Genomic DNA, 23,642 nt, shown 5'->3' on the forward strand with positions numbered 1-23,642 from the left:
TTCGATCGCGATTACATGCAGGCTTTGCAACCTGCGGCGATGGACAGCGAGTTGCTTTGTTGGTTGCCTACACCCGCCGAGACGTTGGCTCCACCGTTGCCGGAGAAGTTGTTCATCGAGTTGGTCATGTTGGCGTTGTTGACGACTGGGGTTTTCCAGCCATCTTTGGTCAACACTTGTTGGGTGGTGACGCCAGCGAGGCCGAAAGTACCCACGGCTTCGAACTTGGCTTTCTGATCATCGTTGCCGCCGTGGCCGCCGCCACGGTTACCCCAACCGCCATGGTTGTCGTCTTCGATGGTCGCAGTGCCTTTGGCTTTGAACGTGCCGGCAGCTGCATAAGTACCGGTAAGGGTGTCGGTTTTGTAGGCCTGCACGCCTTTGTTTTCCACGACCAGGCCAGTCGAGGACTGGTTGGCAGAGGCAGCAGCGGTGGCTACGCGACCGCCCGAAACGGCGATGGCGAGGTTGTTTTTCTGTTGGTTGAAGGTGCCCGAGCTCACGTTGATACCGATGTTGCCAGAACCGTTGTTGCCGGCATTGTGGAGCGTGGAGTTGTTGAAAGTGGACGAGTTTTTCACGTAGTTGTTGTTGTTCACCTGAGTCGCGCTCGAGGCTGCAACAGCGTTGCCGAAGATGAAGCTCTCGTCAGCGGTGGCCAGCGCAGCAGCGTTGTCCTGCTGGATGCCATCGCCGGCAGCGACGTTGGCGCCCATGTTGCCGTTGGAGCCGTTGAGCGAGTCGCTGGCATTGGCGTTATGCAGGGTGCCCTGGTTCTTCACCACGTTGCCGTCGCTGTTTTGTGCGTCGAGTACAGCGGCGCCGGCGCCTGCGGTGATCTGCAGCAGTTGTTCAAGATTCGGACCTTGTGGCTGGCCGTGACCATTGCCGTGCCCGTTACCATGACCGTTGTTGTCACCACGGCCGCCAGCCTGTGCTGCCATTGCCATCACTGCTGCGAGTGCGAAAACCAGTGGTTTGAGAGCCATTGTAGGTTTCATGGTTGTTTCTCCGTCGTGCTTATTAGTTGGGTTAAGTGTTGTTACTTTTCCAATTGCACTTTGTATGGGTCAGTCAGCGACCCGGATGCTCAGGGTGTTAGCCATGCGGTTCCCCACCCCGGCACTCTGGTTCACCTGGATTACCCCGCGGCTGCCGGTGAAGGCCTGGTCACTTGTCGTGACCTGGCGACTGCCGGGTGAGGTACCAGTTGCTCCTGAGCTCGGTAAAAACGCCACGTTCTGTTGCGAAAGGGCGCTGTCGTCAACGCTCTGCGGGCCGGCACTGATGCTGACGCGCGTGACGTTGGCCATTTGATTGTTGGCACCGGCGCCCTGGTTCACACCGAGGATGCCGTTGCCATTGCTGAAAGAGTTGCCGCCGATATTGGCGCTCGCGTCGATGGCGCGGCTGGCGGGCGTGTCGATGGTTTGCCTGACGCTGGTGGTGGCGTGGGATTCGGTGCCGATGGCGATCGCCTTGGTGTTGGCCTGTTGCATCTGGTCACCGGCGGCCTGGTTGACATTGAAGTTGCCGCGGTACTGAACACCGGAATCCTGAATATTGGCCTTGTTGACTGAAGCCGGATCGGCCATGGCGCTGGTGCAGCCGAGCAGGGCGAGAAGCAGCAGGGTGCGATTCATGTCATTGGCCTCCGGCCATGCGAGTCAGAGGCGCCAGGCCGGTGCTCATCGCCCGGTTGACAGTGTTGGAGATCGAAGCGCCAGAGCCACCGCCGCTACCAGTGCGCATACCGGGCAGGCCGTTCTGGTTGGTCAGGGTGTTCATGCCGGGAAGGTTGGAGCTGGGCGTGGCCATGTTGCCGCGGATCGACGAGCCGCTGGCGACATTGGCGAAGTCGCCGTCGCTGAGTTCGGTACTGCTGAGGGTCTGATTGATCCGCGCCGAAGGGTTGGCGTTGACCGTGCTCGGGTAGGGGTCTTTGCCGCCATTGCGGCCGATCGGGATCGGCTGAACGTCGCGGTTGAGAACGATCACGCCGTTGCCTTCGGCCTGGGCGCTGACGCTGATCAATGCGCTGGCGGCTGATCCGATCAGCAGAAGGCAGGTCAGGCTTTTATTGAAATTCCCCACGGCTGCAATTCCTTCTTCAGTGGGCTGGGTTGTTCAGCGTTGTGAAGGAGAGAGCGAAAGCTGTGCCGGTTTTGAGTTGTACTGTTATTTCAAGGGCTTGGCGGATAAGAGCGGATGGCGCTGGTCGCTACTGTTTCACCGGTGATACATGGTGAGGGGCGGTTGAGTGGCAACTGGCGTTACAAAGCTCTGGAACAAGGGTTTGCGCCGATGTGTTTCATGGGCGTAACAGGTCGGGTTACAGAGTGATGAACAGCGTTTGGACGGGGGCTTTGCGCCATCAGGAGTGTTTCAAAAACGGACAGGTAAGCCCGAAATGCCGGCGCAGCGGCTCAGTTGGACAACAAACGCTCGACCGCCGCAAAGGCTTGCGTCTGGCGTTCGGCCCAATCGCCTTCGATGATTTGCACAGACTGTTGATGCTGGATCAACCAGGCGCGGTTGGCTTCGAAGAAGGCCATGCGATCCGCGAGGTCCGGTTGGCAGCGCTGACCGTCTTCGGCCCAGTCGACTTGTTGCGGCGATAGCAGCAGGTGCAAGTCGTAGTGACGCGCGAGCAACTCTCTTTCCAGCCAGGCTGGACAGTCGCCGAACAGGGTCTGGCTCCAGAGGATGTTGCTCAGCAAATGCGTATCGAGGATCAGCAGCGGGGGCTGCTTCGCCCGCGCCTGATCTTCCCATCGCAACTGGCCCCAGGCGATATCGGGAATGTCCGCAAGGCAAGTGTCGCGTGGGTTTTCTTCGATGAACCGGCGGACATATTCATCAACGCGCACGCCGCCGAAACGCTGCTCGAGGCCTGCCGCCAGCCAACTTTTGCCGGTGGATTCCGGGCCGGTGAGGACAACGACTTTCATGTGCGCAACGCCGGATCGGCGCGCCATTCCCGCCAGCCTTGCACCGCGAGCAGCGTAAACAGCGCATAGAGACCGGCAGTCAGGTACAGGCCCTTATAAATGAACAGGCCGACAAAAATCACATCGAGGACAAACCACAGCGCCCAGCATTGCAGGCGTTTCTGCGCCATCCACCATTGCGCAACCAGGCTGAAGCCAGTGAGCGCGGCATCGAGCCACGGCTGCGCAGCGTCGGTCCAGTGCGCCATCGCCGCGCCCAGCAAGATGCTGCCGACTGCGCCGATACCGAGACCGAGCAGAATCGAGCGGGAGTCGAGGCGAGTGACCTCGCGACCATCGTGCATGGTTCCGGCGCGGGTCCATTGCCACCAGCCGTAGATCTGCAATGCGGCGTAGATCACTTGCAGCAACATGTCCGAATACAGCTTCACCTCAAAGAAGATCCAGCTGTAGAGCAACACCATGACCAGCCCGATCGGCCAGCACCACGGATTCTGTTTGACCGTCAGCCACACGGCGATGACACCGAGGGCAGCGGCGAACAGTTCAAGCCCGGACATGAGTGATCCTTGGGGAATGAAAGAAGGGGGCGGATTGTACTGCATTAGTCAGATCAAAAGCCCCTCACCCTAGCCCTCTCCCAGGGGGAGAGGGGACTGACCGAGGTGTCTGGTCGAGGTACGCCGACCTGGAATATCGCGTCGAACGCAGAGACGACGAAGATCAACAGCCCCTCACCCTAACCCTCTAGCTGAGGGAGATCAGACCGAGGTGTTTGGTCGAGGTACGCCGACCTGGAATATCGCGTCGAACGCAGAGACGACGAAGATCCCCCCCTCACCCTAACCTTCTCCCGGAGGGAGAGGGGACTGACCGAGGTGTCTGGTCGAGGTACGCCGACCTGGAATATTCGTCGAACGCAGAGACGACGAAGATCCCCCCCTCACCCTAACCCTCTCCCGGAGGGAGAGGGGACTGATTGGGGGACGCTTTGGAGCTGCGCCGGTTTGAACGATCGTTGAATCCATAATCGACTCGATTGCTCAGGTCGATGTATGACCCCAGACACCTCGGTCGGCTCCCTCTCCTCGGGGAGAGGGCTGGGGTGAGGGGTGGGCTCACCTCGGTGATCGGTCAGACGCGGAACTGGCGCAGCAACCCATTGAGCTGTTCGCTCAGTTGCCCAAGTCGCAGACTGGCTGCACTGGATTGTTCAGCGGCCAACGCGGTGCTATGCGAAAGCCCGGCCGCCTGGGTCACGTTCTGGTTGATGTCCTCAACCACATGCGCCTGTTGCAACGTGGCGCTGGCGATCGAGGCATTCAGCCCGTTCAGATTGCGCAACGCCTGACCGATCGCACTGAGACTCGCCCCAGCCAGACCCGCCTGTTCAATGGTCAGTTGCGAAGCCTTGCTGCTGTCGCCGATCACCTTCACCGCAGCCTCCGAATGATTCTGCAGACGCTCGATCATCGACTGAATTTCCGCCGTCGACTTCTGCGTACGCTGCGCCAGCAAGCGCACCTCATCGGCCACCACGGCGAACCCGCGACCCTGTTCACCCGCACGCGCCGCCTCGATCGCCGCGTTGAGTGCCAACAGATTAGTCTGCTCGGCTATCGAGCGAATCACCTCCAAAACGCTGCCAATCTGTGTGCTCTCGGCCGCCAGGGTGCGGATCACTTCCACCGCTTGATCGATCGTGCCCGAGAGCTTGTCGATCTGTTGCAGGCTGCCATCAATGTTGATCTGCCCCTGTTGCGCCTGTGCTTCGGCATCACGCATTTCCGCGGCGGCATGTTCGGCGTTTTTCGCCACGTCCTGCACGCCGTAGGTGACTTCGTTGATCGCCGTGGCCACCAGCTCCATCTGCTGCGATTGCTGCTGACTGCGCTGCTGTGCCTGCGAGGCGTCATTGCCCAGCTCGCTGGAAGATTGGCCCAAAGCGCTGGCCGACACCTGCAGCTCACCAATCACCCGGCGCAACTTGGCGGTGAAGGCATTAAAGTGATGCGCCAGTTCAGTGACCTCATCCTTGCCATGGGTATCGAGGCTGCGGGTCAGGTCACTTTCGCCACTGGCGATGTTGGCCATGGCGTTCACGGTTTCCTGCAACGGACGAACGATGCTGCGGGCGATCAGTATCACCAACAGCGCCATGATCAGCGCGATTGCCAGGCCTATCGCCGAAGCCTTGAGCATCTGCTCCTGGAATTCGGCTTGCACATCATCGACGTACACGCCGGAACCGATCACCCAGCCCCACGGTTCGAACAGCTTGACATACGAAGTCTTCGCCACCGGATCAGTCGCGCCCGGTTTCGGCCAACGATAATTGACCATGCCCGCGCCTTTGGCTTTGGCAATGGCGACCATCTCGTTAAACACCGCGAAGCCGTCCGGGTCGCGGATCGCCGAGAGGTTCTGGCCTTCAAGCTTGGGGTTGGTCGGGTGCATGACCATCACAGGCGTGAGGTCGTTGATCCAGAAGTAATCGTTCTGGTCATAGCGCAGACCACGGATCGCGGTCAGCGCCTGCTTTTGCGCCGCGTCCCTGGTCAGGGTGCCGGCAGTCTCCTGCCCTTGGTAATACGTGAGCAGGCCGCTGGCGGTCTGCACCACATGCTGGGTTTTCTGCGCCTTGGCGTGATAGAGGTCGTCGTGGATCTGCTTGAGCATCAGCACGCCCAAGGTCAGCAACATGACCACCGCCACAATCAAGATGAGCCACAAGCGTCGGCTGATCGACACACTGCGCAAGCTGTTCATAACGCTGTCACTCCGGATTCTTGTTCTTGTAATAAACGATCGCCAGCATCCAGCCACAGCTGAGTGCTCGGGACTGCGCCAGGCAAAGCCATCCAACGCGCAGAGCGCTATTGAGGCTTGTCTGTTAGGATTTCGGCCCCGCGCGCGAAAACCTGAGTCCGGTTTTGATATTTCACGGAATTTTTACCGTTTCGTGTGGATCCTGTGCGCGCAATTGCTACAGCTTTAACCAGCTACGCTGAACGCAGTGAACGCTAGAAAAATATTATCGGGGCATGCCGTCGCGCATCGCTCTCTGGGGGATTGATGGATCTTTGGACCGCCTTGCAGGCAGTGATTCTAGGAGTTGTAGAAGGGCTGACGGAGTTTTTGCCCATTTCCAGTACCGGACACCAGATCATCGTCGCCGACTTGCTGAACTTCGGCGGCGAACGGTCCATGGCGTTCAACATCATCATTCAGCTCGGCGCGATCCTCGCGGTGGTCTGGGAGTTTCGCCGCAAGATCCTCGACGTGGTGATCGGCCTGCCGACCCAGCCGAGCGCTCGGCGTTTTACTGCCAATCTGCTGATCGCGTTCTTGCCGGCGGTGGTGCTCGGGGTGATCTTTGCCGATCTGATCCACGAATACCTGTTCAACCCGATTACCGTGGCGGCGGCGCTGGTGATTGGCGGGATCATCATGTTGTGGGCCGAACAGCGCCAGCATGAAGTCCACGCTGAAACCGTCGACGAGATCCGCTGGACCGATGCCCTGAAAATCGGTTTCGCGCAGTGCCTGGCGATGGTCCCCGGAACCTCGCGCTCCGGCTCGACAATCATTGGTGGCCTGCTGTTCGGCCTGTCGCGCAAGACTGCCACCGAGTTCTCGTTCTTTCTCGCCATGCCGACCATGGTCGGAGCGGCGGTGTATTCCGGCTACAAGTACCGCGATCTGTTCGTGCCAGCGGATTTCCCGGTGTTCGCCATCGGTTTCGTCACCGCGTTCATCTTTGCCATGATCGCTGTGCGCGGCTTGCTTAAATTCATTGGAAGCCACAGCTACGCAGCGTTTGCCTGGTACCGGATCGCGTTCGGCCTGTTCATCCTGGCAACCTGGCAGTTCGGCTGGGTGGACTGGTCGGCAGCGAAGGCATGAATGATTCCCGCACACGCCGCCCGGATGGACGACCTTCGGGCGGCCGCGTTCAGCATGTGAAGTTCAAGCTCTTGGTGCTGCTGATCGTCTGCGCGCTGCCGCTGTTCGGCTCGCTGTCAATGTGGCTGAGCGGCATCTCGCGGTTGCCGTTGGCGGCGTACGGGATTGTCAGTGTCTTGGCGTTTTTTCTGTACTGGGCCGACAAGCGCAAGGCCCGCGCCGATGCCTGGCGCACGCCGGAAAACATCCTGCATGCGGTGGAGCTGGCGGGCGGCTGGCCGGGCGCCTTGGTCGCCCAGCAGGTATTTCGGCACAAGACGCGCAAGGTCTCGTTTCAGATCCTGTTCTGGGTGATCGTGCTGTTGCATCAGGTGTTCTGGATTGACCAGGTTTTCCTTGGTTCAAACCTGCTAACGCTGTCCTAAAGAACACACATCCCCCCTGTAGGAGCTGCCGAAGGCTGCGATCTTTTGGGACGCGGAGCGTCCCCGGCTGCATTCCCACGCGGAGCGTGGGAACGATCAAGATCAAAAGATCGCAGCCTTCGGCAGCTCCTACACGGGATCGGCTTTACAGGAGCAGGCCGATTTGAGTCTTTTTAGGCAACTTGCTCACCACCAGTTGATGCGATCGTTGCAACAGGTCCTGCAATTCCTCGGCGCCCAGCGGATACGGCGGATGCATGATGATCCATTGTGCCCGCGCCAGATAAGGTGCCGGGTGAATTCCCGGCCGATCGCAATGGCCGAGAAACAGATCCTTGTCGACCTTGAACGCCAGCGAGTCGCCGCGTAAGCCCTGTAAGGCAAACATCTTGTTGCCGGCAATCGAAAACACCCGCACGCCGCCCCATTTGTAATCTTCCCGCGCGCCCGGCAGGGCCAGACAAAACTCGGCTACCTCGGTTTCGCTCATTCTTCCTTGTTTCATAAAAATCGATCCCCGCAGGCATTGAACGATTCGACCAGATGATCGATCCACGCACGCACCGCCGGCATCACCCCGCGCCGATGCGGATACACCGCTTGCAGCCAGCCGCCGGGCAATGACCACTCCGGCAGCACCTGCACCAGTGTGCCGTTACGCAATTCGCTTTCGCAGAACATCATCGGCAACACAGTAAAGCCCTGACCGGCCAGCACGCAGGCTTTGCGCACAACAAAGTCATCAATGCCCAACCGCGCTTCCATGCTCAGATCGACACTTTTACCCTGCTGATCAAGCAGACGCACATGCACCATGCGATCGGCTTCCAGCGCGCCGAGCACCGGCAGGTTCTTCAGGTCCTGCGGATGGTTGATGGTCTTGCCCTGCATGAATGCCGGGCTGGCGATCACCACCGCCTGGGCCTGACGCAAACGGCGGGTGACCAGCAACGGATCTTCATCGCCGTGATCGCGCACACGCAAAGCGACATCGATGCCTTCAGTGACCAGATCGACTCGGCGGTTGAGCAGTACGACTTCCAGCTGCACCTGCGGAAACTTGCCGAGAAAATCACTGATTACCGTCGGCAGCATTTCATGGGCCAGACCGGTAGGGCACGATACCCGCAAGCGCCCGCGCGGCTCGCTGGACATACTCGCCACCGCTTCATCGGCCATTTCCGCTTCCAGCAACATCGCCTGACAGTGGCGCAAGTAGCGTTCGCCGACGGCAGTGAGGTTCAGTTGGCGGGTGGTGCGTTGCAGCAGACGCGCGCCAAGGCGTTCCTCCAGTTCGGCAATGCGTCGCGACAAACGCGATTTGGGAATGCCGAGCAAACGCCCTGCGGCGGCAAATCCGCCGGCTTCGACCACTTTGGCAAAATAGTAGAGATCGTTGAGGTCCTGCATGCGCGCTTCCAGTCGTTCTATCAATGGGACGAACTATCGCATTTTCGGCGACTAATCAGCTATTGGTTTGTTGCGTAGGATTGTCTCCATTCCGTCGCCACCGGCGATTCTTTCCAGGAGAACCCACATGAAACTGTTGCACATCGATTCGAGCATTCTTGGCGACAACTCGGCTTCCCGTCAGTTGAGCCGCCAGGTCGTCGACGCCTGGCAAGCCGCCGAGCCTGGCGCCGTGGTCACCTACCGCGACCTGGCTGCCGATGCCATCAGCCACTTTTCGTCGACCACACTGGTCGCCGCCGGTACCACCGCCGAACTGCGCGACGCCGCGCAACAGCACGAGGCCGAGCTGAGCGCGTCGACCCTCGCCGAATTCATCGCTGCCGACGCCGTGGTGATCGCCGCGCCGATGTACAACTTCACCGTACCAACCCAGCTCAAAGCGTGGATCGACCGCATCGCCGTGGCCGGCCAGACTTTCCGCTACACCGAAGCCGGTCCGGAAGGCCTGTGCGGTGGCAAGAAAGTGGTGATCGTATCGACTTCCGGCGGCATCCACGCCGGTCAGGCCAGCGGCATCGCTCACGAAGAATATCTTAAGCTGGTGCTGGGTTTCCTCGGCATCACCGACATCGAAATCGTCCGCGCTGAAGGTCTGGCCTATGGCGAAGAAGTGCGCAACAACGCCATGAGTGCTGCGCAAGCGAAGATCAGCGAGCAACTGTTCGCCGCCGCGTAAGGCTTGCGTAAAGAACAGCTGATGTTCAGGCAATACCCAAAAAACTCTGTATTCTGGTTCCGCAAGGGCCGAATACGGAGTTTTTTGTTTCCGGCTGTAACATAATCTGGCCCAGGTTATGCAGTTTCAGCACATCCGACGATGGAGTCCGACAGGGTGGGGGCATTCATGAGGCATCTTTGTGCACTGTTGCTGATTTGCCTGCTGGCCGGCTTGAATTCAGTGCAGGCCGCACCGGGGCGCCACCCTGTCTGGAGCGTCGGTTATCACGAAATGACCTTTCTCGATCCGCTCGATCTGCAACCGATGCGCGCTATCGCTTTTTACCCATCCAGTGACCGCGAGCACATGAGTTTGCTTGAGGGCTATTCGGTCGAGGCTGGTGAAGACACCAAAGTTGCGATCGGCCGCTTTCCGATGTTGATGCTCTCCCACGGCAACACCGGCACGCCGCTGGCCTTGCATGATCTGGCAACGTCGCTGGCGCGCAAAGGCTTTGTGGTGGTGGCGGTGATTCATCCCGGCGATAACTGGCGCGACCACAGCCGCCTTGGCACGTTGAGCAATTTGTATGGACGGCCGATCCAGATTTCCCAAGCGATCACCGCGACCCTCGGCGACAACATGCTCGCGCCTTTCGTCAATGCCGATCAGGTCGGAGTCATTGGCTATTCGGCGGGTGGAGAGACTGCGTTGATTCTGTCCGGGGCACAACCGGATCTGGATCGCCTGCGCCGCTATTGTCAGGAACGCCCGGACGATCACGATGCCTGCAACACCCAGGGCGAGTTGATTGTCGATCGCGATGATTTGCAGCCGGTGGCCGATCCACGAGTACATGCGTTATTACTGATGGCGCCGCTGAGCCTGAAGTTCGGCCGCCACACCCTCGCCGATGTGCATGTGCCGGTGCTGCTCTACAGCGGCGACGGCGACAAACTGGTGGCTTTCGATAAAAACGCTGCCGCCCTGGCGCGCAAACTGCCCACCGCGCCGGACTTCAAACTGCTGGCCGGGGCAGGGCACTTCGTGTTCCTGGCACCGTGCACCGAAGAGCAGATCCGCGCCATGCCGGCCCTTTGTACCGATGCCGATGGGGTCGATCGCGAGGATATTCACCGCAACCTGATCTCAGAGGCCGGACGGTTTTTTGCCCATGCGCTGGGCAAATCGAGCAGAGCGGGAATGCAGACGGCGGATCAATAATCTGATGACCACCCCATATCCCCTGTAGGAGCTGACGAGTGCAACGAGGCTGCGATCTTTTGACTTTGCTTTGAAGATCAAGATCAAGATCAAAAGATCGCAGCCTCGTTGCACTCGTCAGCTCCTACATGGGAATGCGTTGACTTTCAGGTCGAGCGGCGCTTGAGGAGCAGCGTCAGGCCCAACCCCGTCACCGACAACAATGCCGCGCTAAAGAAAATCCACGAATAGCCCAGATTCAACGCCACCGCGCCCATCAGCGGTCCGGCGATCGCCAGTGCCAGATCAAAGAACACCGCATAAGCCCCAAGGCCTGAACCGCGACTGGAACTCGGAACCTGCTTGATCGCTTCAACCCCCAGCGCCGGGTACACCAGCGACAATCCAAATCCTGCCATTCCGGCGCCAATCAGCGCATATGCGGTGGATGGCGCCAGCCACAACATCACCAGCCCGACGGTTTCCACTGTCATGCAGACGATGGCCGATGCGAACCCGCCAAACCGGGCGATCGCCGAGATAAACAGCAGCCGCGACAGAATGAAACACACGCCAAACACGGTCAGGCAGTACGCCGCGCCGGTCCAGCCTCGGTTGAGGTAATAAAGGGTGATGAAAGTGGTCAGCGTGCCGTAGCCGATCGAGGCCAGGGTCAGGCTGGTGCCGTACGGCGCAATCTTGCCGAACACCGCCCAGAACGACAGACGCTCACCACGAATCACCGGCACCGAAGGCTTGTTGCGGATCAGCCACAACGCACCGGCCGCCAACGCCGACAGCGCGATGCCCAGGCTGACAAAGCCATATTCGGCGACCATCACCACGCCCAGCGGCGCACCGATGGCGATCGCGCCGTAAGAGGCGATGCCGTTCCAGCCAATGGATTTCGCCGTCTGTTCGACCCCTACCTGGCCCATGCACCAACTGATGGTGCCGACGCCGATCAGGCCTTGAGCGATACCGAGCAGCAGGCGCCCGGCAATCAGGATCAACAGGCTGGTCAGCGGAAAACTCTGCAGCAAGGTCGACAGCAACGTCAGCGCGCCACTGAGGACAATCCCCCACAAGCCATAAATGATCGCCCGCTTGGTGCCGAGGGTGTCCGACATGCGCCCGGCCATGGGTCGGCTGAGCAGGGTGGCCAGGTACTGCGAACCGATCACCAGCCCGGCGATGACCGCGCTGAAACCGAGTTGCTCGTGGACATAACCGGGCAACACCGCGATCGGCAGGCCGATGCAGAGGAAGGCGATAAAGGTGTAGAAAACGATAGAGACGATCTGCAGGGTGATCGCCAGGGAGCTTTGCGGGGGCAGTGGCTGCGCAGACATGAGCACTCGTTCGCGGGCGGCGGTGGGAGAGTTGCCGACATCATGGCGCGGGGTTGGGAGAAAGGAAAGCAGGCTAACGACTTTCCCTTGGGATTGATGGCGCTGATGACGGCCCCTTCGCGAGCAGGCTCGCTCCCACAGAGAGTCCGCATTCCAAATGTGGGAGCGAGCCTGCTCGCGAAGGAAGTCGCACCAGCGAATCACCGCCCTTTGAATGCAAAAAAACCTGCCACCATTCCCACAGAGAGTCCGCCTTTCAAATGTGGGAGCGAGCCTGCTCGCGAAGGAAGTCGCTCCAGCGAATCACCGCCCTGTGAATGCAAAAAAGCCTGTCACCATTCCCACAGAGAGTCCGCCTTTCAAATGTGGGAGCGAGCCTGCTCGCGAAGGAAGTCGTACCAGCGAATCACTGCCCTTTGAATGCACAAAAGCCTGTCACCATTCCCACAGGGAGGCCGCATTCCAAATGTGGGAGCGAGCCTGCTCGCGAATGTCTCCGCACCCACAATCCCCAAAAGCCGAATGCAAAAAGCCCCGTCACAGAGGACAGGGCTTTTAACTTGCAGCTTGCCGCTTGAAACTAAAAGCTGCCCTTAAAACACCACACCCTGGCTACGCAGATAGTCGTCATAAGTGCCGCTGAAGTCGGTCACGCCGTTCGGGCTCAGCTCGATGATGCGCGTGGCCAGAGAGGATACGAACTCACGGTCGTGGCTGACGAAGATCAGCGTGCCCGGGTAATTTTCCAGCGCCAGGTTCAGCGCTTCGATCGATTCCATGTCCAAGTGGTTGGTCGGTTCGTCCATGATCAGCACGTTCGGCTTTTGCAGGATCAGCTTGCCGAACAGCATGCGACCTTGCTCACCACCGGAGATGACCTTGACCGACTTGAGGATCTCGTCGTTGGAGAACAGCATTCGGCCCAAGGTGCCGCGAATCATCTGCTCGCCCTGGGTCCACTGGCCCATCCAGTCGAACAGGGTGACGTCGTCTTCGAAGTCGTGAGCGTGATCCTGAGCGTAGTAGCCCAGCTCAGCGGCGTCGGTCCATTTCACGCTACCGGCATCCGGGGTCAGTTCGTTGACCAGGGTTCGCAGCAGGGTGGTCTTGCCGATACCGTTCGGACCGATGATCGCAACGCGCTCGCCGGCTTCGACCTGGAAGCTGAAGTCCTTGAACAGTGGCTTGCCATCGAAGCCCTTGGCCATCTTCTCGACCATGACCGCCTGACGGTGCAGCTTCTTGTTCTGTTCGAAACGAATGAACGGGCTGACACGGCTGGAAGGCTTGACCTCGGCCAGCTGGATCTTGTCGATCGCCTTGGCGCGGGAGGTGGCCTGCTTGGCTTTCGAGGCGTTGGCCGAGAAGCGGCTGACGAACGATTGCAGTTCGGAAATCTGCGCTTTCTTCTTGGCGTTGTCCGACAGCAACTGCTCGCGGGACTGGGTCGCCACGGTCATGTACTCGTCGTAGTTGCCCGGGAACAGGCGCAGCTCGCCGTAATCCAGGTCAGCCATGTGCGTGCACACGCTGTTCAGGAAGTGACGGTCGTGGGAGATGATGATCATCAGGCTGTTACGCTGGGTGAGGATGTTTTCCAGCCAGCGAATGGTGTTGATGTCCAGGTGGTTGGTCGGTTCGTCGAGCAACAGCACTTCCGGATCGGAGAACAGCGCCTGCGCCAGCAACACGCGCAATTTCCAGCCTGGCGAGACTTCGCTCATCGGGCCGAAATGCTGTTCCAGCGGAATGCCCAGACCCAGCAACAATTCGCCGGCGCGGGATTCGGCGGTGTAGCCGTCCATCTCGGCGAATTCGGTTTCCAGCTCGGCAACGGCCATGCCGTCTTCTTCGGACATTTCAGCCAGCGAGTAGATGCGATCGCGCTCGGCCTTGACCTTCCACAGCTCTTCGTGACCCATGATCACGGTGTCGATCACGGTGAATTCTTCGTAGGCGAACTGATCCTGGCGCAGCTTACCCAGACGCACGTTCGGCTCGAGCATGACCTGACCGCCGGACGGATCGAGATCGCCGCCGAGGATTTTCATGAAGGTCGACTTGCCGCAACCGTTGGCACCGATCAGGCCGTAGCGGTTGCCTGCGCCGAATTTGACCGAAACGTTTTCGAACAGCGGCTTGGCGCCAAACTGCATCGTGATGTTAGCTGTGGAGATCAATTACCTTACCTATCAATGGGTTAGAGCTGGTCTGTGGTGCCTGGTACCGGACTTGAATACCAATCTGGAGCTTTTCCAGCTCCCCCCAGTCTGTGCTTGAGTTGAGCCAACGCGCATAAGCCGTCCGCAACTGGGGCCGTTGAAGGCAAGCTGCTGAGCGACGAGTACGGGGTTCTTGTTGGACATTGGCGCGCATTGTCGCATAACTCAGACGGCAGTTATATGGCAGGCAAGCCGGCATCTGCGTCGGCCCGTCAGGCAGACGCGGAATATCCGCTGATCAAAATCTTGAAAACCCGAATGAACTCACTCGGCCGTTTTCACTTCGGAAAGTGGAGCAGCAGCCATTTTCGTTCAACCGAGTGAGGACCAAGCCATGCGAGCAATGACCTATCACGGCGCTCATGACGTGCGCGTCGAAACCGTACCGGACCCGAAACTTGAAGCCGCCGACGACATCATCCTGCGCGTCACCGCGACCGCCATCTGCGGGTCGGACCTGCACCTGTACCGAGGCAAGATACCCACCGTGGAACATGGCGATATCTTCGGCCATGAATTCATGGGCATCGTCGAAGAAACCGGCTCCGCGGTCACGGCAGTGCAGCGCGGCGACCGTGTCGTGATTCCTTTCGTGATCGCCTGTGGCGATTGTTTTTTCTGCCAGCAAGAGCTTTATGCCGCTTGCGAGACCACCAATGAGGGCCCTGGCGCGGCGCTGAACAAGAAAATGATTCCGCCACCGGCCGCGCTGTTCGGCTATAGCCGTCTGTATGGCGGGATTCCCGGCGGCCAGGCGGAACTGGTGCGCGTACCGAAAGCCAACACCGGCCCGTTCAAGGTGCCGGGCACGCTGTCCGATGAAAAAGTGTTGTTCCTCTCCGACATCCTGCCGACCGCCTGGCAAGCGGTGATCAACGCCGGCGTCGTCCAGGGTTCGAGTCTGGCGATCTACGGTGCCGGGCCGGTCGGTCTGCTTACCGCCGCCTGCGCCAGAATGCTCGGGGCGGAGCAGATTTTCATGGTCGATCACCACCAGTACCGCCTCGATTATGCCCAACGCACCTACGGCGTGATTCCGATCAACTTCGATGAGGACGACGACCCGGCCGACACCATCATCAGCCAGACTGCTGGCCATCGCGGCGTCGATGCGGTGGTCGATGCCGTGGGCCTCGAAGCCAAGGGCAGCACCACCGAAACCGTCATGGCTACACTCAAGCTCGAAGGCAGCAGCGGCAAGGCCTTGCGCCAGTGCATCGCCGCCGTACGGCGTGGCGGTGTGGTCAGCGTTCCGGGGGTTTATGCAGGGTTCATCCATGGCTTCATGTTCGGCGATGCCTTCGACAAGGGCCTGACCTTCAAAATGGGCCAGACTCACGTGCAGCGTTTCCTGCCGGAGCTGCTCGGCTACATCGAAACCGGCAAGTTGCAGCCCGAGGCGATCATCACCCACAGGCTGTCGCTGGAACAGGCGGCCGAGGGCTACAAGATCTTCAATAAAAAACAGGAAGAGTGCCGCAAGGTGATTCTGACCCCGGGTGGCAGCGATGTTCCGTTGGCGCAGCTGGATGAAACCACGCCGTTCGCACCGGCCACTTGAACCTGAGGAGTTTTCATGGCGCTACCGTCATCTTCGTTCGCAGCCCCCGTACGCGCATGGTTCGTCAGCCTGTCGCGTACGGGCTGGGGAGGGCGCATTTTCTGGCTGACCCTGGTCGGTGTCACCGTGTTGCTGCTGATCAGCGGTTACACCGGCTTGGTCAGTACCGGGCGCGACACCTTGCGCCTCGCCAGCCTTGGCGGGCTGTCGGGTTTTGCCGCTACGGCCGTCGGGGCGTTACTGGCCCTGGCGTTGCGGGAGATTACTTCGCGAACCCAGGACACCATGCTCGGTTTCGCGGCGGGGATGATGCTGGCGGCCAGTTCCTTTTCGCTGATCCTGCCGGGCATCGCGGCGGCGAAGGAGGCGGTGAGCAGTCCGATGCTCGCCGCTGCCGTCGTTGTCGCCGGCATGGCTTTGGGCGTGGCGTTGATGGTCGGCCTCGACCGCTTCGTCCCCCACGAACATGAAAAGAGCGGACGGCGCGGACCCGAGGCGAAGCGCTTCAATCGGGTCTGGTTGTTTGTTCTCGCGATCACTTTGCACAACCTGCCGGAAGGCATGGCGATCGGTGTCAGCTTCGCCACCGGCGACATGAAAATCGGCCTGCCGCTGACCACCGCCATCGCCATTCAGGATATTCCCGAAGGTCTGGCCGTGGCTTTGGCGCTGCGGGTGACCGGCATTTCCGCCGTACGTGCAGCGTTGATTGCCGCCGCTTCAGGTTTGATGGAGCCGTTGGGCGCGATTATCGGTTTGGGCATCACCAACAGCTTCGCGTTGGGCTTTCCGGTAGCGATGGGGCTGGCGGCGGGCGCGATGATCTTCGTGGTGTCCCATGAAGTGATTCCGGAAACTCACCGCAACGGCCACGAAACCCCGGCCACACTTGGCTTGATGCTCGGGTTCGGCGTGATGATGTTTCTCGATACCGCTTTGGGGTAGAGAAGCACCGCAAACCGCTGAGCGAATCGTCGCGCACAAAAAAGGAATTTTTTTCAGCAGCAATCACTCTTTCGTTTATAGGCAATGCCAATAACGCAGGGGAATGAGTCATGTCGCTGATCGAAATCCCGACCAGGAAGTCTTCGGGTAAAACATCCATGCCGGCGGATACCGAGCGCCGGCTCTATGACCGATTGTTGGCAGAAGACTCCACGGCCGATCGCGCGGCGCTGGACTTTCTGCGCCGGCAATTGAGCAAGGCGGCGGCACTGCCTGACGACTTGCCGGGTAGCGCCGAAGAGCTGCTGCAATGGTCGGAAACCCGCTGCGCCAAAGTCGCTGCCGAATACGCTGAGTACCTCGTACAACGCCAGCAAGGTGCACCCCGTCGCTATTTCCGCAACAAATCCCATGCGTTGTATTTCATCCTGCACGTAGCACCGACCAAAGAAGTGGATGGCGCTTGGCTGGCGGGGCTGTTGCCGCAGTGGCAGGATCCGCGTTTCGACGATTTGCTCGATACCTATCTCGAGGAGTTGGGCGAGGGCGTGCCGCGGCAGAATCATGTGGTGATCTATCGCAAGCTGCTTGCCGAGCATGATTGCTCTGATCTGAGCGGGCTTGCCGACGAGTATTTCTTGCAGGGCGCGGTGCAGTTGGCGCTGGGACGCTTTGGCGGCCAGTTCATCCCTGAAGTCATCGGCTTCAATCTTGGCTACGAGCAACTGCCGCTGCACTTGTTGATCAGTGCCTATGAGCTGGCGGAGCTGGGCATCGATCCGCACTATTTCCGCCTGCATGTGACCATCGACAACGCCAGCACCGGCCATGCGCGCAAGGCTGTGCAGTCGATGCTCGAGCTGATGCCGCTGGGTGAAGAGCGCGACGAGTTCTACCGGCGCATGGCGATCGGTTATCGCCTCAACGACGTCGGCAAGGGCACGACCGCAGTGATCAAAGAGTTCGATCTGGACCACGAAGTCATCGCCATGCTTGAGCGCAAAGCGGTGTTCGGCCGGCATATGCATTCTGATTACTGCCGCATCGAAAACCGCACCATCAACCAATGGTTGGCGACGCCGGGGCAGATGGGCGAATTCCTCGCGGCGCTGGAGCGCAAGAGCTGGATCAAGCGCGGTGAGGCGGTCGAAGAGAGTCGTTTCTGGCGCCTGATCGACGGCAGCGATGCGGCGATGTTCGGCGTGTTCAACGGCTATGAAAAACAGCTGATGCGCGACTGGATCACTGAGGACTGCCCGGCTTCACGGCCTCGGCCTTACGTGCGCCGCGAAGCCGCCGTGGAAGAAGCCTTCGACGACGATGCCGATCTGCTCAACCTCGAAGCCGCACTGGCTGACAAGCCTTCCGCCGAGCAAATGGAAATTCTGCTGCCGTGGTTGCAACCCCAGCGGCACTGGCGTCCGGCCGGACTTTTCGCGACGCGTCGCTTCATGCAACTGCGCGCCCGCTTGCGTTGAAACAAGGAGGCTTCATGTCGGCACAAGAAACATCGGACAGAGTGCTGTTCGAGCTGGGCAAGCGTCTGCTCGACAGCGGATATCACTTCATCACTCCAACCCCATTGACCCACGAACGTTTTCTGCAGCGCTTTGCCACACCTTTGGCGAAGGATCTGCGCGACGTGTTCGGCTGGTCGATGCCGTTTCCTGCCGAGCTGTTCAGCGCAGACGAACTGGCAAGCCTGGAGCAGGCTGGCATCGTCGAACGCGATGGCGCTGTGTGGCGCAGTCAGGTGCGCTGGTCGACGCTGAATGACCGCTTGTTCGTCCACTCGGCGTTTCCGACGACGGCGAGCGACGCAGTGTTCTTCGGTCCGGATACCTACCGCTTCGCTCAGGCCATCGAAGCGCAATTGCAGCAGCGCTTTTCGCCGATCAGGCGCGCGGTGGATATCGGTTGCGGCAGCGGCGCCGGTGCGGTGCTGATCGCCAAGGCCCGGCCGGATGCCGAGGTGTGGGCCGTGGACATCAACCCGCAGGCGTTGCGCATGAGTGCGGTCAACGCCGAGCTGGCCGGGGCCAGCAATGTGTCGGTGTATCACAGCGATCTGCTCGCCAGCGTCGAAGGCCAATTCGATTTGATCATCGCCAATCCACCGTACATGAACGACCAGCAACAGCGCGCCTATCGTCACGGCGGCGGGGCGTTGGGCGAGGGCTTGTCGGTGCGTATCGTGCGTGAGGCGTTGCCGCGCCTGGCAGTCGGCGGCACGTTGCTGGTGTATACCGGCGTGGCGATTGTTGCCGGTAAGGATCCGTTCCGCGATGCGGTGGCGCCCTTGCTAAAGGGCGAGCGTTTCGGCTGGACCTATCGCGAGCTCGATCCGGATGTGTTCAGTGAGGAATTGCTCAAGCCTGAATATGCGCGAGCCGAGCGCATCGCCGTGGTCGCGTTGACGGTGACCCGCGAGCAGTGACCGACGGCTGGGCCACTGCTCGCGCGGTGGCCTTATCGGTTTCTGATGCGCGAAATCGTCAGCAGGCAAACCCCAACCAGCATCGCAGCCCCGGCTACCAGCAGCGGCGAAGGGCGTATCGGCAGACGCGAGATACGCTCGACCCGCCCCTCAAACGAAGAACGCACCGCAGCGGCAGGTTCCGCTTGATAAGGCGCTTCTTCGATCTCCAGGCGCAAGCCGTCCGGCATCACCAGCGTTAGCCCCTCGATTGTGCCGGCAATCCTCTGCGGATACACCGGCTCACCGGTCGGGTCGAGCTGGTCGTAAAAGAATGTCTGCCCTTCAAGCCAGCCGACCGCGGTCTGCAATTCAGGTCCCAGGAAATATTTGCCATCGAGAAAAAAGCCAGAAAATTGCGGCGCGCGTTCGACGCTTTCAATGCGATAGCGCTGACCTGGTTTCATACCGGTTTGTGGGGCGATCATGAGGGTTCCTCCCATTGTTGATAAGCGATAGAGGAGTGCGTGCGGAGCGTGGTTCCATCGAAGTGAGCAACGGGCGTTGCGCCTGCTTTTGGGCCGGCGCAGGCATTACACAAAGCAGGTGCAAGACAGTTTTTCACAGTTGAGGGTTCACTATCGGTTACAAAGTGTGGCTAAAATGCCACCCTTCACCAAGCGCCCGGAACGGCGCGGGCCAAGGACGCGCCCTGTGCATCAAGACCGCTGCATAAGACGCTGGGCCTCAGGTCGCCACGCGCGCAGTTTGTTCACTTTTGACGTGTGACCCTTTTCCGTGAAACTCATCATTGCCGCTGTTTATGTCATCTCCATTGCTTACGTTCACCTGCGTGGACGCGTGCGCCACAAGCTGGGCCGGCAATTGAGTGACCATTCGACGTTTCTCGCGCCGATCAACTGCTTCCTTTATCTGTTTTCGAAGATTCCCAACAAGCCCTATCTGAACCCGGCCGACTTTCCCGATCTGAGCCCGTTGCAGGCGCACTGGCAAGAGATTCGCGAGGAAGGTCAGAACCTGCTGCGTGCCGGCGAGATCAAGCGCTCGAATCAGTATGACGATGTCGGCTTCAACTCTTTCTTCAAGACTGGCTGGAAGCGCTTCTACCTCAAGTGGTACGGCGACAGTCATCCCTCGGCGATGAAGCTGTGCCCGCGCACCACCGAATTGGTGCAGAGCATCGGCTCGATCAAGGCGGCGATGTTTGCCGAGCTGCCACCGGGCTCGAAGCTGGTGCGTCATCGCGACCCTTACGCCGGTTCCTATCGCTATCATCTGGGCCTGGATACGCCGAACGATCCTGGCTGCTACATCAACGTCGACGGTGAGAACTATCACTGGCGCGATGGCGAAGCGGTGATGTTCGACGAGACGTTTATTCATTACGCGGAAAACACCACGGAGCAGAACCGCATCATCCTGTTCTGCGATATCGAACGGCCGCTGAAATACCGCTGGGCCGCTGCGTTCAATCGCTGGTTCAGCCGCACGGTGATGTCGGCGGCGGGCGCGCCGAATGATGCTGGGGACAAGACCGGTGGCATCAACCGCTTGTTTACCAGAATCTACAAGATTCGCTTGCGCGGCAAAGAGCTGAAGAAGCGCAACCGCACGCGGTATTACCTGGAGAAGTGGGCGATTTTTGCCGCGTTGTTGGCGATCTTCATTCTGATCTGATGATTTGTAGTGTCAGCACCGCCCTCTTCGCGAGCAGGCTCGCTCCCACAATTTGGAATGCGTTCCCCTGTGGGAGCGAGCCTGCTCGCGAAGGCGGCTTCATTTCCAACATACCTCTAGCTGGCCCAACGCTTACTCCCCAGACGCCTTGCGGGTCTTCTTCGCCGGCGCCGCCTTGCTGGTTGATTTGGTCTTGGGCTTGGCCGGGGCCTTGCCACCAAGACTGCGCTTGAGCAGCTCGGTCAGGTCGATAACATCGGCAGTCTTGCGCTCTTCCTCGCCAGTGGCGGTCTCGACATCTTCGATCTTGCCTTCGTGGGCTTTCTTCTCGACCAGGGCCATGATCTTGTCTTCGAACTCGTCCTTGTAATCTTCCGGCGTCCATTCTGCGGTCATGTCTTCAACCAGACGTTTGGCCATGTCCAGCTCGCCCTTGGCCAGTTGCGGCTTGGTCACTTCGCTGCCCAGCGCCAGTTCATCGAGGCTGCGCACCTCCTGTGGCCAGCGCAGTTTCACCAGAACCAGCGCCGACTCCAGCGGCATCAGTGCCGCCAGGTATTGGCGGGTGTGCAGGACGACGCGGGCGAGGGCGACTTTATTGGTTTTGCTCAGGGTTTCACGCAGTAATGCGTAGACCTTGCCGCCGCGCTTGTCCGGCGCCAGGTAGTAGGGCGTGTCGATGTTCTGCAGCGGAATCTGCTCGGCGTCGACGAACGAGAAAATGTCGATGGTCTGCGTCGAAACGGGGTGCGCGGAACGGATCTCTTCCTCGCTGAGCACCACGTACCGGCCCTTTTCGTAAGCCACGCCTTTGACGATGTTTTCTTTGGTGACTTCCTTGCCGGTGACCTTGTTGATGCGTTTGTAGCCCACCGGGTCCATGCTGCGGCTGTCGAGCCAGTCGAAGTCCACGCCTTGGGACGACGTCGCTGAAACCAGCGCCACGGGGATGTGTACCAGTCCAAAACTGATTGCGCCTTTCCAGATTGCCCGAGCCATGACCTGTCCTCCGAGTGATGATCAGGTGACCCGTGGCGCGGCGAGAAAGTTTCCAGTGATTGCGCGGCTTCCAACGGTACGGTCAAGCCGTGTTACATGTTGTTTAAGAGACGAGGGTTAACAAATCCGAACCCACGGCGTAGCGTGGGCTCCAAGGCTCTATTCCACGCTCATCGAGAGGCATTCCCCATGAACCGCTTTCTGCTTGGCATCGCCGTCCTGGCCCTCAGTGGCGGTCTGGTTCATGCCGACGTCGTGCTGGCGCAAAGCCCCACCGGCAATAGCAACAATCCCTACAACAGCCCGATCCGCCGGGCCAATCCCAACAGCATGCAGGGCACCCAGCCCAGCGCTCCGCCCCTTCGCGGGCCGAACACCGTTCCGGTACCGCGTCAGCCGACCGTGGAAAATCGCGGCATCGGCAACGGCCAGCCGATTCGCTCGGTGCCGAGCAATCCGCCGACCTTCATTCCCAACCCGCCCTCACGGGGCACCGGCAGCAACCGTTGAACGGCAGGACTGAGGTTCTGTCAGCCCTTCACACGAACAAAAGGAATCGTGCATGTTGCGTAAAACCCTTCTAGCCACCTGCTGCGCCGCCGCGCTGATCAGTGCCCCGACATTCGCCGCCGCGCCCAAAGAGCTGAAAAGCGAGCAGGGCATTCTTGAAGTCACCACCATTGCCCAAGGCCTGGAACATCCGTGGGCGCTGGCGTTTCTGCCTGATCAGAAGGGCATGCTGGTGACCGAGCGCCCGGGCCATCTGCGCGTCGTGAACAAGGACGGCAAATTGTCGGAGCCGATCAGCGGCGTGCCACAAGTCTGGGCCAAGGGCCAGGGCGGTCTGCTCGATGTGGTGCTGTCGCCGGACTTCAAGCAGGACCGCATGGTCTATCTGTCGTATGCCGAGGGCGGTGGCGAGGGTGGCAAGGCTGGCACAGCGGTAGGGCGCGGACGACTTTCCGAGGACCTGAAAACGCTGAAGGACTTCAATGTGATCTTCCGGCAGGAACCGAAACTGTCGGTGAGCAACCATTTCGGTTCGCGCCTGGTCTTCGATCGCGACGGCTATCTGTTTATCACTCTGGGTGAAAACAACGACCGCCCGACTGCGCAGGACCTCGACAAGCTGCAAGGCAAAGTCGTACGCATCTTCCCCGACGGCAAGGTGCCGGACGATAACCCGTTCGTTGGCCAATCCGGGGTTCGGCCGGAAATCTGGTCCTACGGCCTGCGCAACCCGCAGGGCGCGGCGCTCAATCCGTGGACCGGTACGTTGTGGGAGAACGAGCACGGGCCGCGTGGTGGCGATGAAGTGAACATCATCGAGCGCGGCAAGAACTATGGCTGGCCGTTGGCGACCCATGGCATCAATTACTCGATGCAGCCGATTCCGGAGGCGCAGGGCAAGACTGCTGAAGGCACCGTGGCGCCACATCATGTCTGGGAAAAATCGCCCGGCGTGACCGGCATGGCGTTCTACGACGCCGACCGCTTCACGCCTTGGCAGCACAACGCATTTATCGGCGCACTGGTGACGCAGGAGCTGATTCGCTTGCAGTTCGATGGCGACAAGGTCGTGCATGAGGAGCGTTTGCTGGGTGAGTTGAATCAGCGTATCCGCGATGTGCGCCAAGGGCCGGATGGCTATCTGTATGTGCTGACGGATGAAGAGAATGGCTCGCTGTACAGGCTGGGGCTGAAATGATCGCGTGTGGTGCATGATCCGACGCCTTCGCGAGCAGGCTCGCTCCCACATTGAAATGCAGTCTCCCTGTGGGAGCGAGCCTGCTCGCGAAGAGGCCCGCGCATCTTGCGCAGACTCCGAGCAGT

General features: G+C 59.9%; 23 protein-coding genes. 11 read left to right on the forward strand and 12 right to left on the reverse strand.

The window, feature by feature from the left end:
- Positions 1 to 11 precede the first annotated feature (11 nt).
- From GXB78_RS04090 to GXB78_RS04115, 6 genes are all read right to left on the reverse strand, one after another.
- On the reverse strand, positions 12 to 1,001 hold the full coding sequence (locus tag GXB78_RS04090) for a heme utilization protein (protein ID WP_329514410.1): 990 nt from the start codon (positions 999 to 1,001) through the stop codon (positions 12 to 14).
- 69 nt (positions 1,002 to 1,070) lie between these two features.
- Positions 1,071 to 1,643 carry an adhesin gene (locus tag GXB78_RS04095; protein WP_329514411.1) on the reverse strand — a complete coding sequence of 191 codons (573 nt, stop codon included), beginning with the start codon at positions 1,641 to 1,643 and terminating at the stop codon, positions 1,071 to 1,073.
- A gap of 1 nt (position 1,644) precedes the next feature.
- Complete coding sequence (locus GXB78_RS04100) at positions 1,645 to 2,094, reverse strand: hypothetical protein (RefSeq protein ID WP_329514412.1); 450 nt, start codon at positions 2,092 to 2,094, stop codon at positions 1,645 to 1,647.
- A 332-nt stretch (positions 2,095 to 2,426) separates the two neighbouring features.
- Positions 2,427 to 2,951, reverse strand: a complete 525-nt coding sequence (locus GXB78_RS04105; RefSeq protein ID WP_329514413.1) for an AAA family ATPase — start codon at positions 2,949 to 2,951, stop codon at positions 2,427 to 2,429.
- Positions 2,948 to 3,511 carry a nicotinamide riboside transporter PnuC gene (gene pnuC / locus GXB78_RS04110; RefSeq protein ID WP_329514414.1) on the reverse strand — a complete coding sequence of 188 codons (564 nt, stop codon included), beginning with the start codon at positions 3,509 to 3,511 and terminating at the stop codon, positions 2,948 to 2,950. The genes GXB78_RS04105 and pnuC overlap by 4 nt, the downstream gene beginning before the upstream one ends.
- Positions 3,512 to 4,085: 574 nt before the next feature.
- Positions 4,086 to 5,720, reverse strand: coding sequence for a methyl-accepting chemotaxis protein (locus GXB78_RS04115; protein ID WP_329514415.1), 1,635 nt, complete (start codon positions 5,718 to 5,720; stop codon positions 4,086 to 4,088).
- Between the two features lie 306 nt (positions 5,721 to 6,026).
- Here GXB78_RS04115 and GXB78_RS04120 point away from each other — a divergent pair, with 306 nt between their 5' ends.
- Together GXB78_RS04120 and GXB78_RS04125 are read left to right on the forward strand one after the other, a co-directional pair.
- Positions 6,027 to 6,857 carry an undecaprenyl-diphosphate phosphatase gene (locus GXB78_RS04120; RefSeq protein WP_329514416.1) on the forward strand — a complete coding sequence of 277 codons (831 nt, stop codon included), beginning with the start codon at positions 6,027 to 6,029 and terminating at the stop codon, positions 6,855 to 6,857.
- Positions 6,854 to 7,282: a DUF1294 domain-containing protein gene (locus GXB78_RS04125; protein WP_329514417.1), complete on the forward strand. Its 429-nt coding sequence runs from the start codon at positions 6,854 to 6,856 to the stop codon at positions 7,280 to 7,282. The genes GXB78_RS04120 and GXB78_RS04125 overlap by 4 nt, the downstream gene beginning before the upstream one ends.
- Positions 7,283 to 7,427: 145 nt before the next feature.
- Here the strand turns inward: GXB78_RS04125 and GXB78_RS04130 are convergent, their stop codons facing one another.
- Together GXB78_RS04130 and GXB78_RS04135 are read right to left on the reverse strand one after the other, a co-directional pair.
- Positions 7,428 to 7,787: an MmcQ/YjbR family DNA-binding protein gene (locus GXB78_RS04130; RefSeq protein WP_329514418.1), complete on the reverse strand. Its 360-nt coding sequence runs from the start codon at positions 7,785 to 7,787 to the stop codon at positions 7,428 to 7,430.
- Positions 7,784 to 8,692, reverse strand: a complete 909-nt coding sequence (locus GXB78_RS04135; RefSeq protein WP_329514419.1) for a LysR substrate-binding domain-containing protein — start codon at positions 8,690 to 8,692, stop codon at positions 7,784 to 7,786. The genes GXB78_RS04130 and GXB78_RS04135 overlap by 4 nt, the downstream gene beginning before the upstream one ends.
- 127 nt (positions 8,693 to 8,819) lie before the next feature.
- Here GXB78_RS04135 and GXB78_RS04140 point away from each other — a divergent pair, with 127 nt between their 5' ends.
- The gene (locus GXB78_RS04140; RefSeq protein ID WP_329514420.1) at positions 8,820 to 9,431 is read left to right on the forward strand and encodes an FMN-dependent NADH-azoreductase; all 612 of its coding nucleotides are present in this window, start codon (positions 8,820 to 8,822) and stop codon (positions 9,429 to 9,431) included.
- Positions 9,432 to 9,599: 168 nt separating this feature from the next.
- Positions 9,600 to 10,637: an alpha/beta hydrolase family protein gene (locus tag GXB78_RS04145; protein WP_329514421.1), complete on the forward strand. Its 1,038-nt coding sequence runs from the start codon at positions 9,600 to 9,602 to the stop codon at positions 10,635 to 10,637.
- 146 nt (positions 10,638 to 10,783) lie between these two features.
- Here the strand turns inward: GXB78_RS04145 and GXB78_RS04150 are convergent, their stop codons facing one another.
- Both GXB78_RS04150 and GXB78_RS04155 read right to left on the reverse strand, forming a co-directional pair.
- On the reverse strand, positions 10,784 to 11,968 hold the full coding sequence (locus tag GXB78_RS04150; protein ID WP_329514422.1) for an MFS transporter: 1,185 nt from the start codon (positions 11,966 to 11,968) through the stop codon (positions 10,784 to 10,786).
- 593 nt (positions 11,969 to 12,561) lie between these two features.
- A complete protein-coding gene (locus GXB78_RS04155) occupies positions 12,562 to 14,148 on the reverse strand; it encodes an ABC-F family ATPase (protein ID WP_016774693.1) in 1,587 nt (528 codons plus the stop codon).
- 376 nt (positions 14,149 to 14,524) lie between these two features.
- On the opposite strand from GXB78_RS04155, the gene GXB78_RS04160 reads away from it, so the two are divergent.
- The 4 genes from GXB78_RS04160 to GXB78_RS04175 all read left to right on the forward strand — a co-directional run bounded on the left by GXB78_RS04160 (position 14,525) and on the right by GXB78_RS04175 (position 19,133).
- Entirely contained in the window at positions 14,525 to 15,751 is a 1,227-nt protein-coding gene (locus GXB78_RS04160) for a zinc-dependent alcohol dehydrogenase (RefSeq protein WP_329514423.1), read from the forward strand.
- Positions 15,752 to 15,766: 15 nt separating this feature from the next.
- Entirely contained in the window at positions 15,767 to 16,696 is a 930-nt protein-coding gene (locus GXB78_RS04165) for a ZIP family metal transporter (RefSeq protein WP_329514424.1), read from the forward strand.
- 110 nt (positions 16,697 to 16,806) lie between these two features.
- Entirely contained in the window at positions 16,807 to 18,174 is a 1,368-nt protein-coding gene (locus GXB78_RS04170) for an iron-containing redox enzyme family protein (protein WP_329514425.1), read from the forward strand.
- Positions 18,175 to 18,188: 14 nt separating this feature from the next.
- Positions 18,189 to 19,133 (forward strand): class I SAM-dependent methyltransferase, encoded by a 945-nt coding sequence (locus tag GXB78_RS04175; protein ID WP_329514426.1) that lies wholly within the window; start codon positions 18,189 to 18,191, stop codon positions 19,131 to 19,133.
- Positions 19,134 to 19,165: 32 nt separating this feature from the next.
- On the opposite strand, the gene GXB78_RS04180 is transcribed toward GXB78_RS04175, so the two are convergent.
- The gene (locus GXB78_RS04180; RefSeq protein ID WP_329514427.1) at positions 19,166 to 19,600 is read right to left on the reverse strand and encodes a short chain dehydrogenase; all 435 of its coding nucleotides are present in this window, start codon (positions 19,598 to 19,600) and stop codon (positions 19,166 to 19,168) included.
- A 310-nt stretch (positions 19,601 to 19,910) separates the two neighbouring features.
- On the opposite strand from GXB78_RS04180, the gene lpxO reads away from it, so the two are divergent.
- A complete protein-coding gene (lpxO, locus tag GXB78_RS04185) occupies positions 19,911 to 20,810 on the forward strand; it encodes a lipid A hydroxylase LpxO (RefSeq protein WP_325720640.1) in 900 nt (299 codons plus the stop codon).
- A 132-nt stretch (positions 20,811 to 20,942) separates the two neighbouring features.
- Here lpxO and ku read toward each other — a convergent pair whose 3' ends face one another.
- The gene (gene ku / locus GXB78_RS04190) at positions 20,943 to 21,809 is read right to left on the reverse strand and encodes a non-homologous end joining protein Ku (protein WP_329514428.1); all 867 of its coding nucleotides are present in this window, start codon (positions 21,807 to 21,809) and stop codon (positions 20,943 to 20,945) included.
- Positions 21,810 to 21,998: 189 nt separating this feature from the next.
- Between ku and GXB78_RS04195 the strand changes: the two genes are divergently transcribed.
- Positions 21,999 to 22,319 (forward strand): hypothetical protein, encoded by a 321-nt coding sequence (locus tag GXB78_RS04195; protein ID WP_329514429.1) that lies wholly within the window; start codon positions 21,999 to 22,001, stop codon positions 22,317 to 22,319.
- Between the two features lie 52 nt (positions 22,320 to 22,371).
- Positions 22,372 to 23,517: a PQQ-dependent sugar dehydrogenase gene (locus GXB78_RS04200; RefSeq protein WP_329514430.1), complete on the forward strand. Its 1,146-nt coding sequence runs from the start codon at positions 22,372 to 22,374 to the stop codon at positions 23,515 to 23,517.
- The last annotated feature ends 125 nt before the right edge of the window (positions 23,518 to 23,642 follow it).

Source organism: Pseudomonas moraviensis subsp. stanleyae, from assembly GCF_036283065.1.
In the GTDB taxonomy this organism is placed as follows: domain Bacteria; phylum Pseudomonadota; class Gammaproteobacteria; order Pseudomonadales; family Pseudomonadaceae; genus Aquipseudomonas; species Aquipseudomonas stanleyae.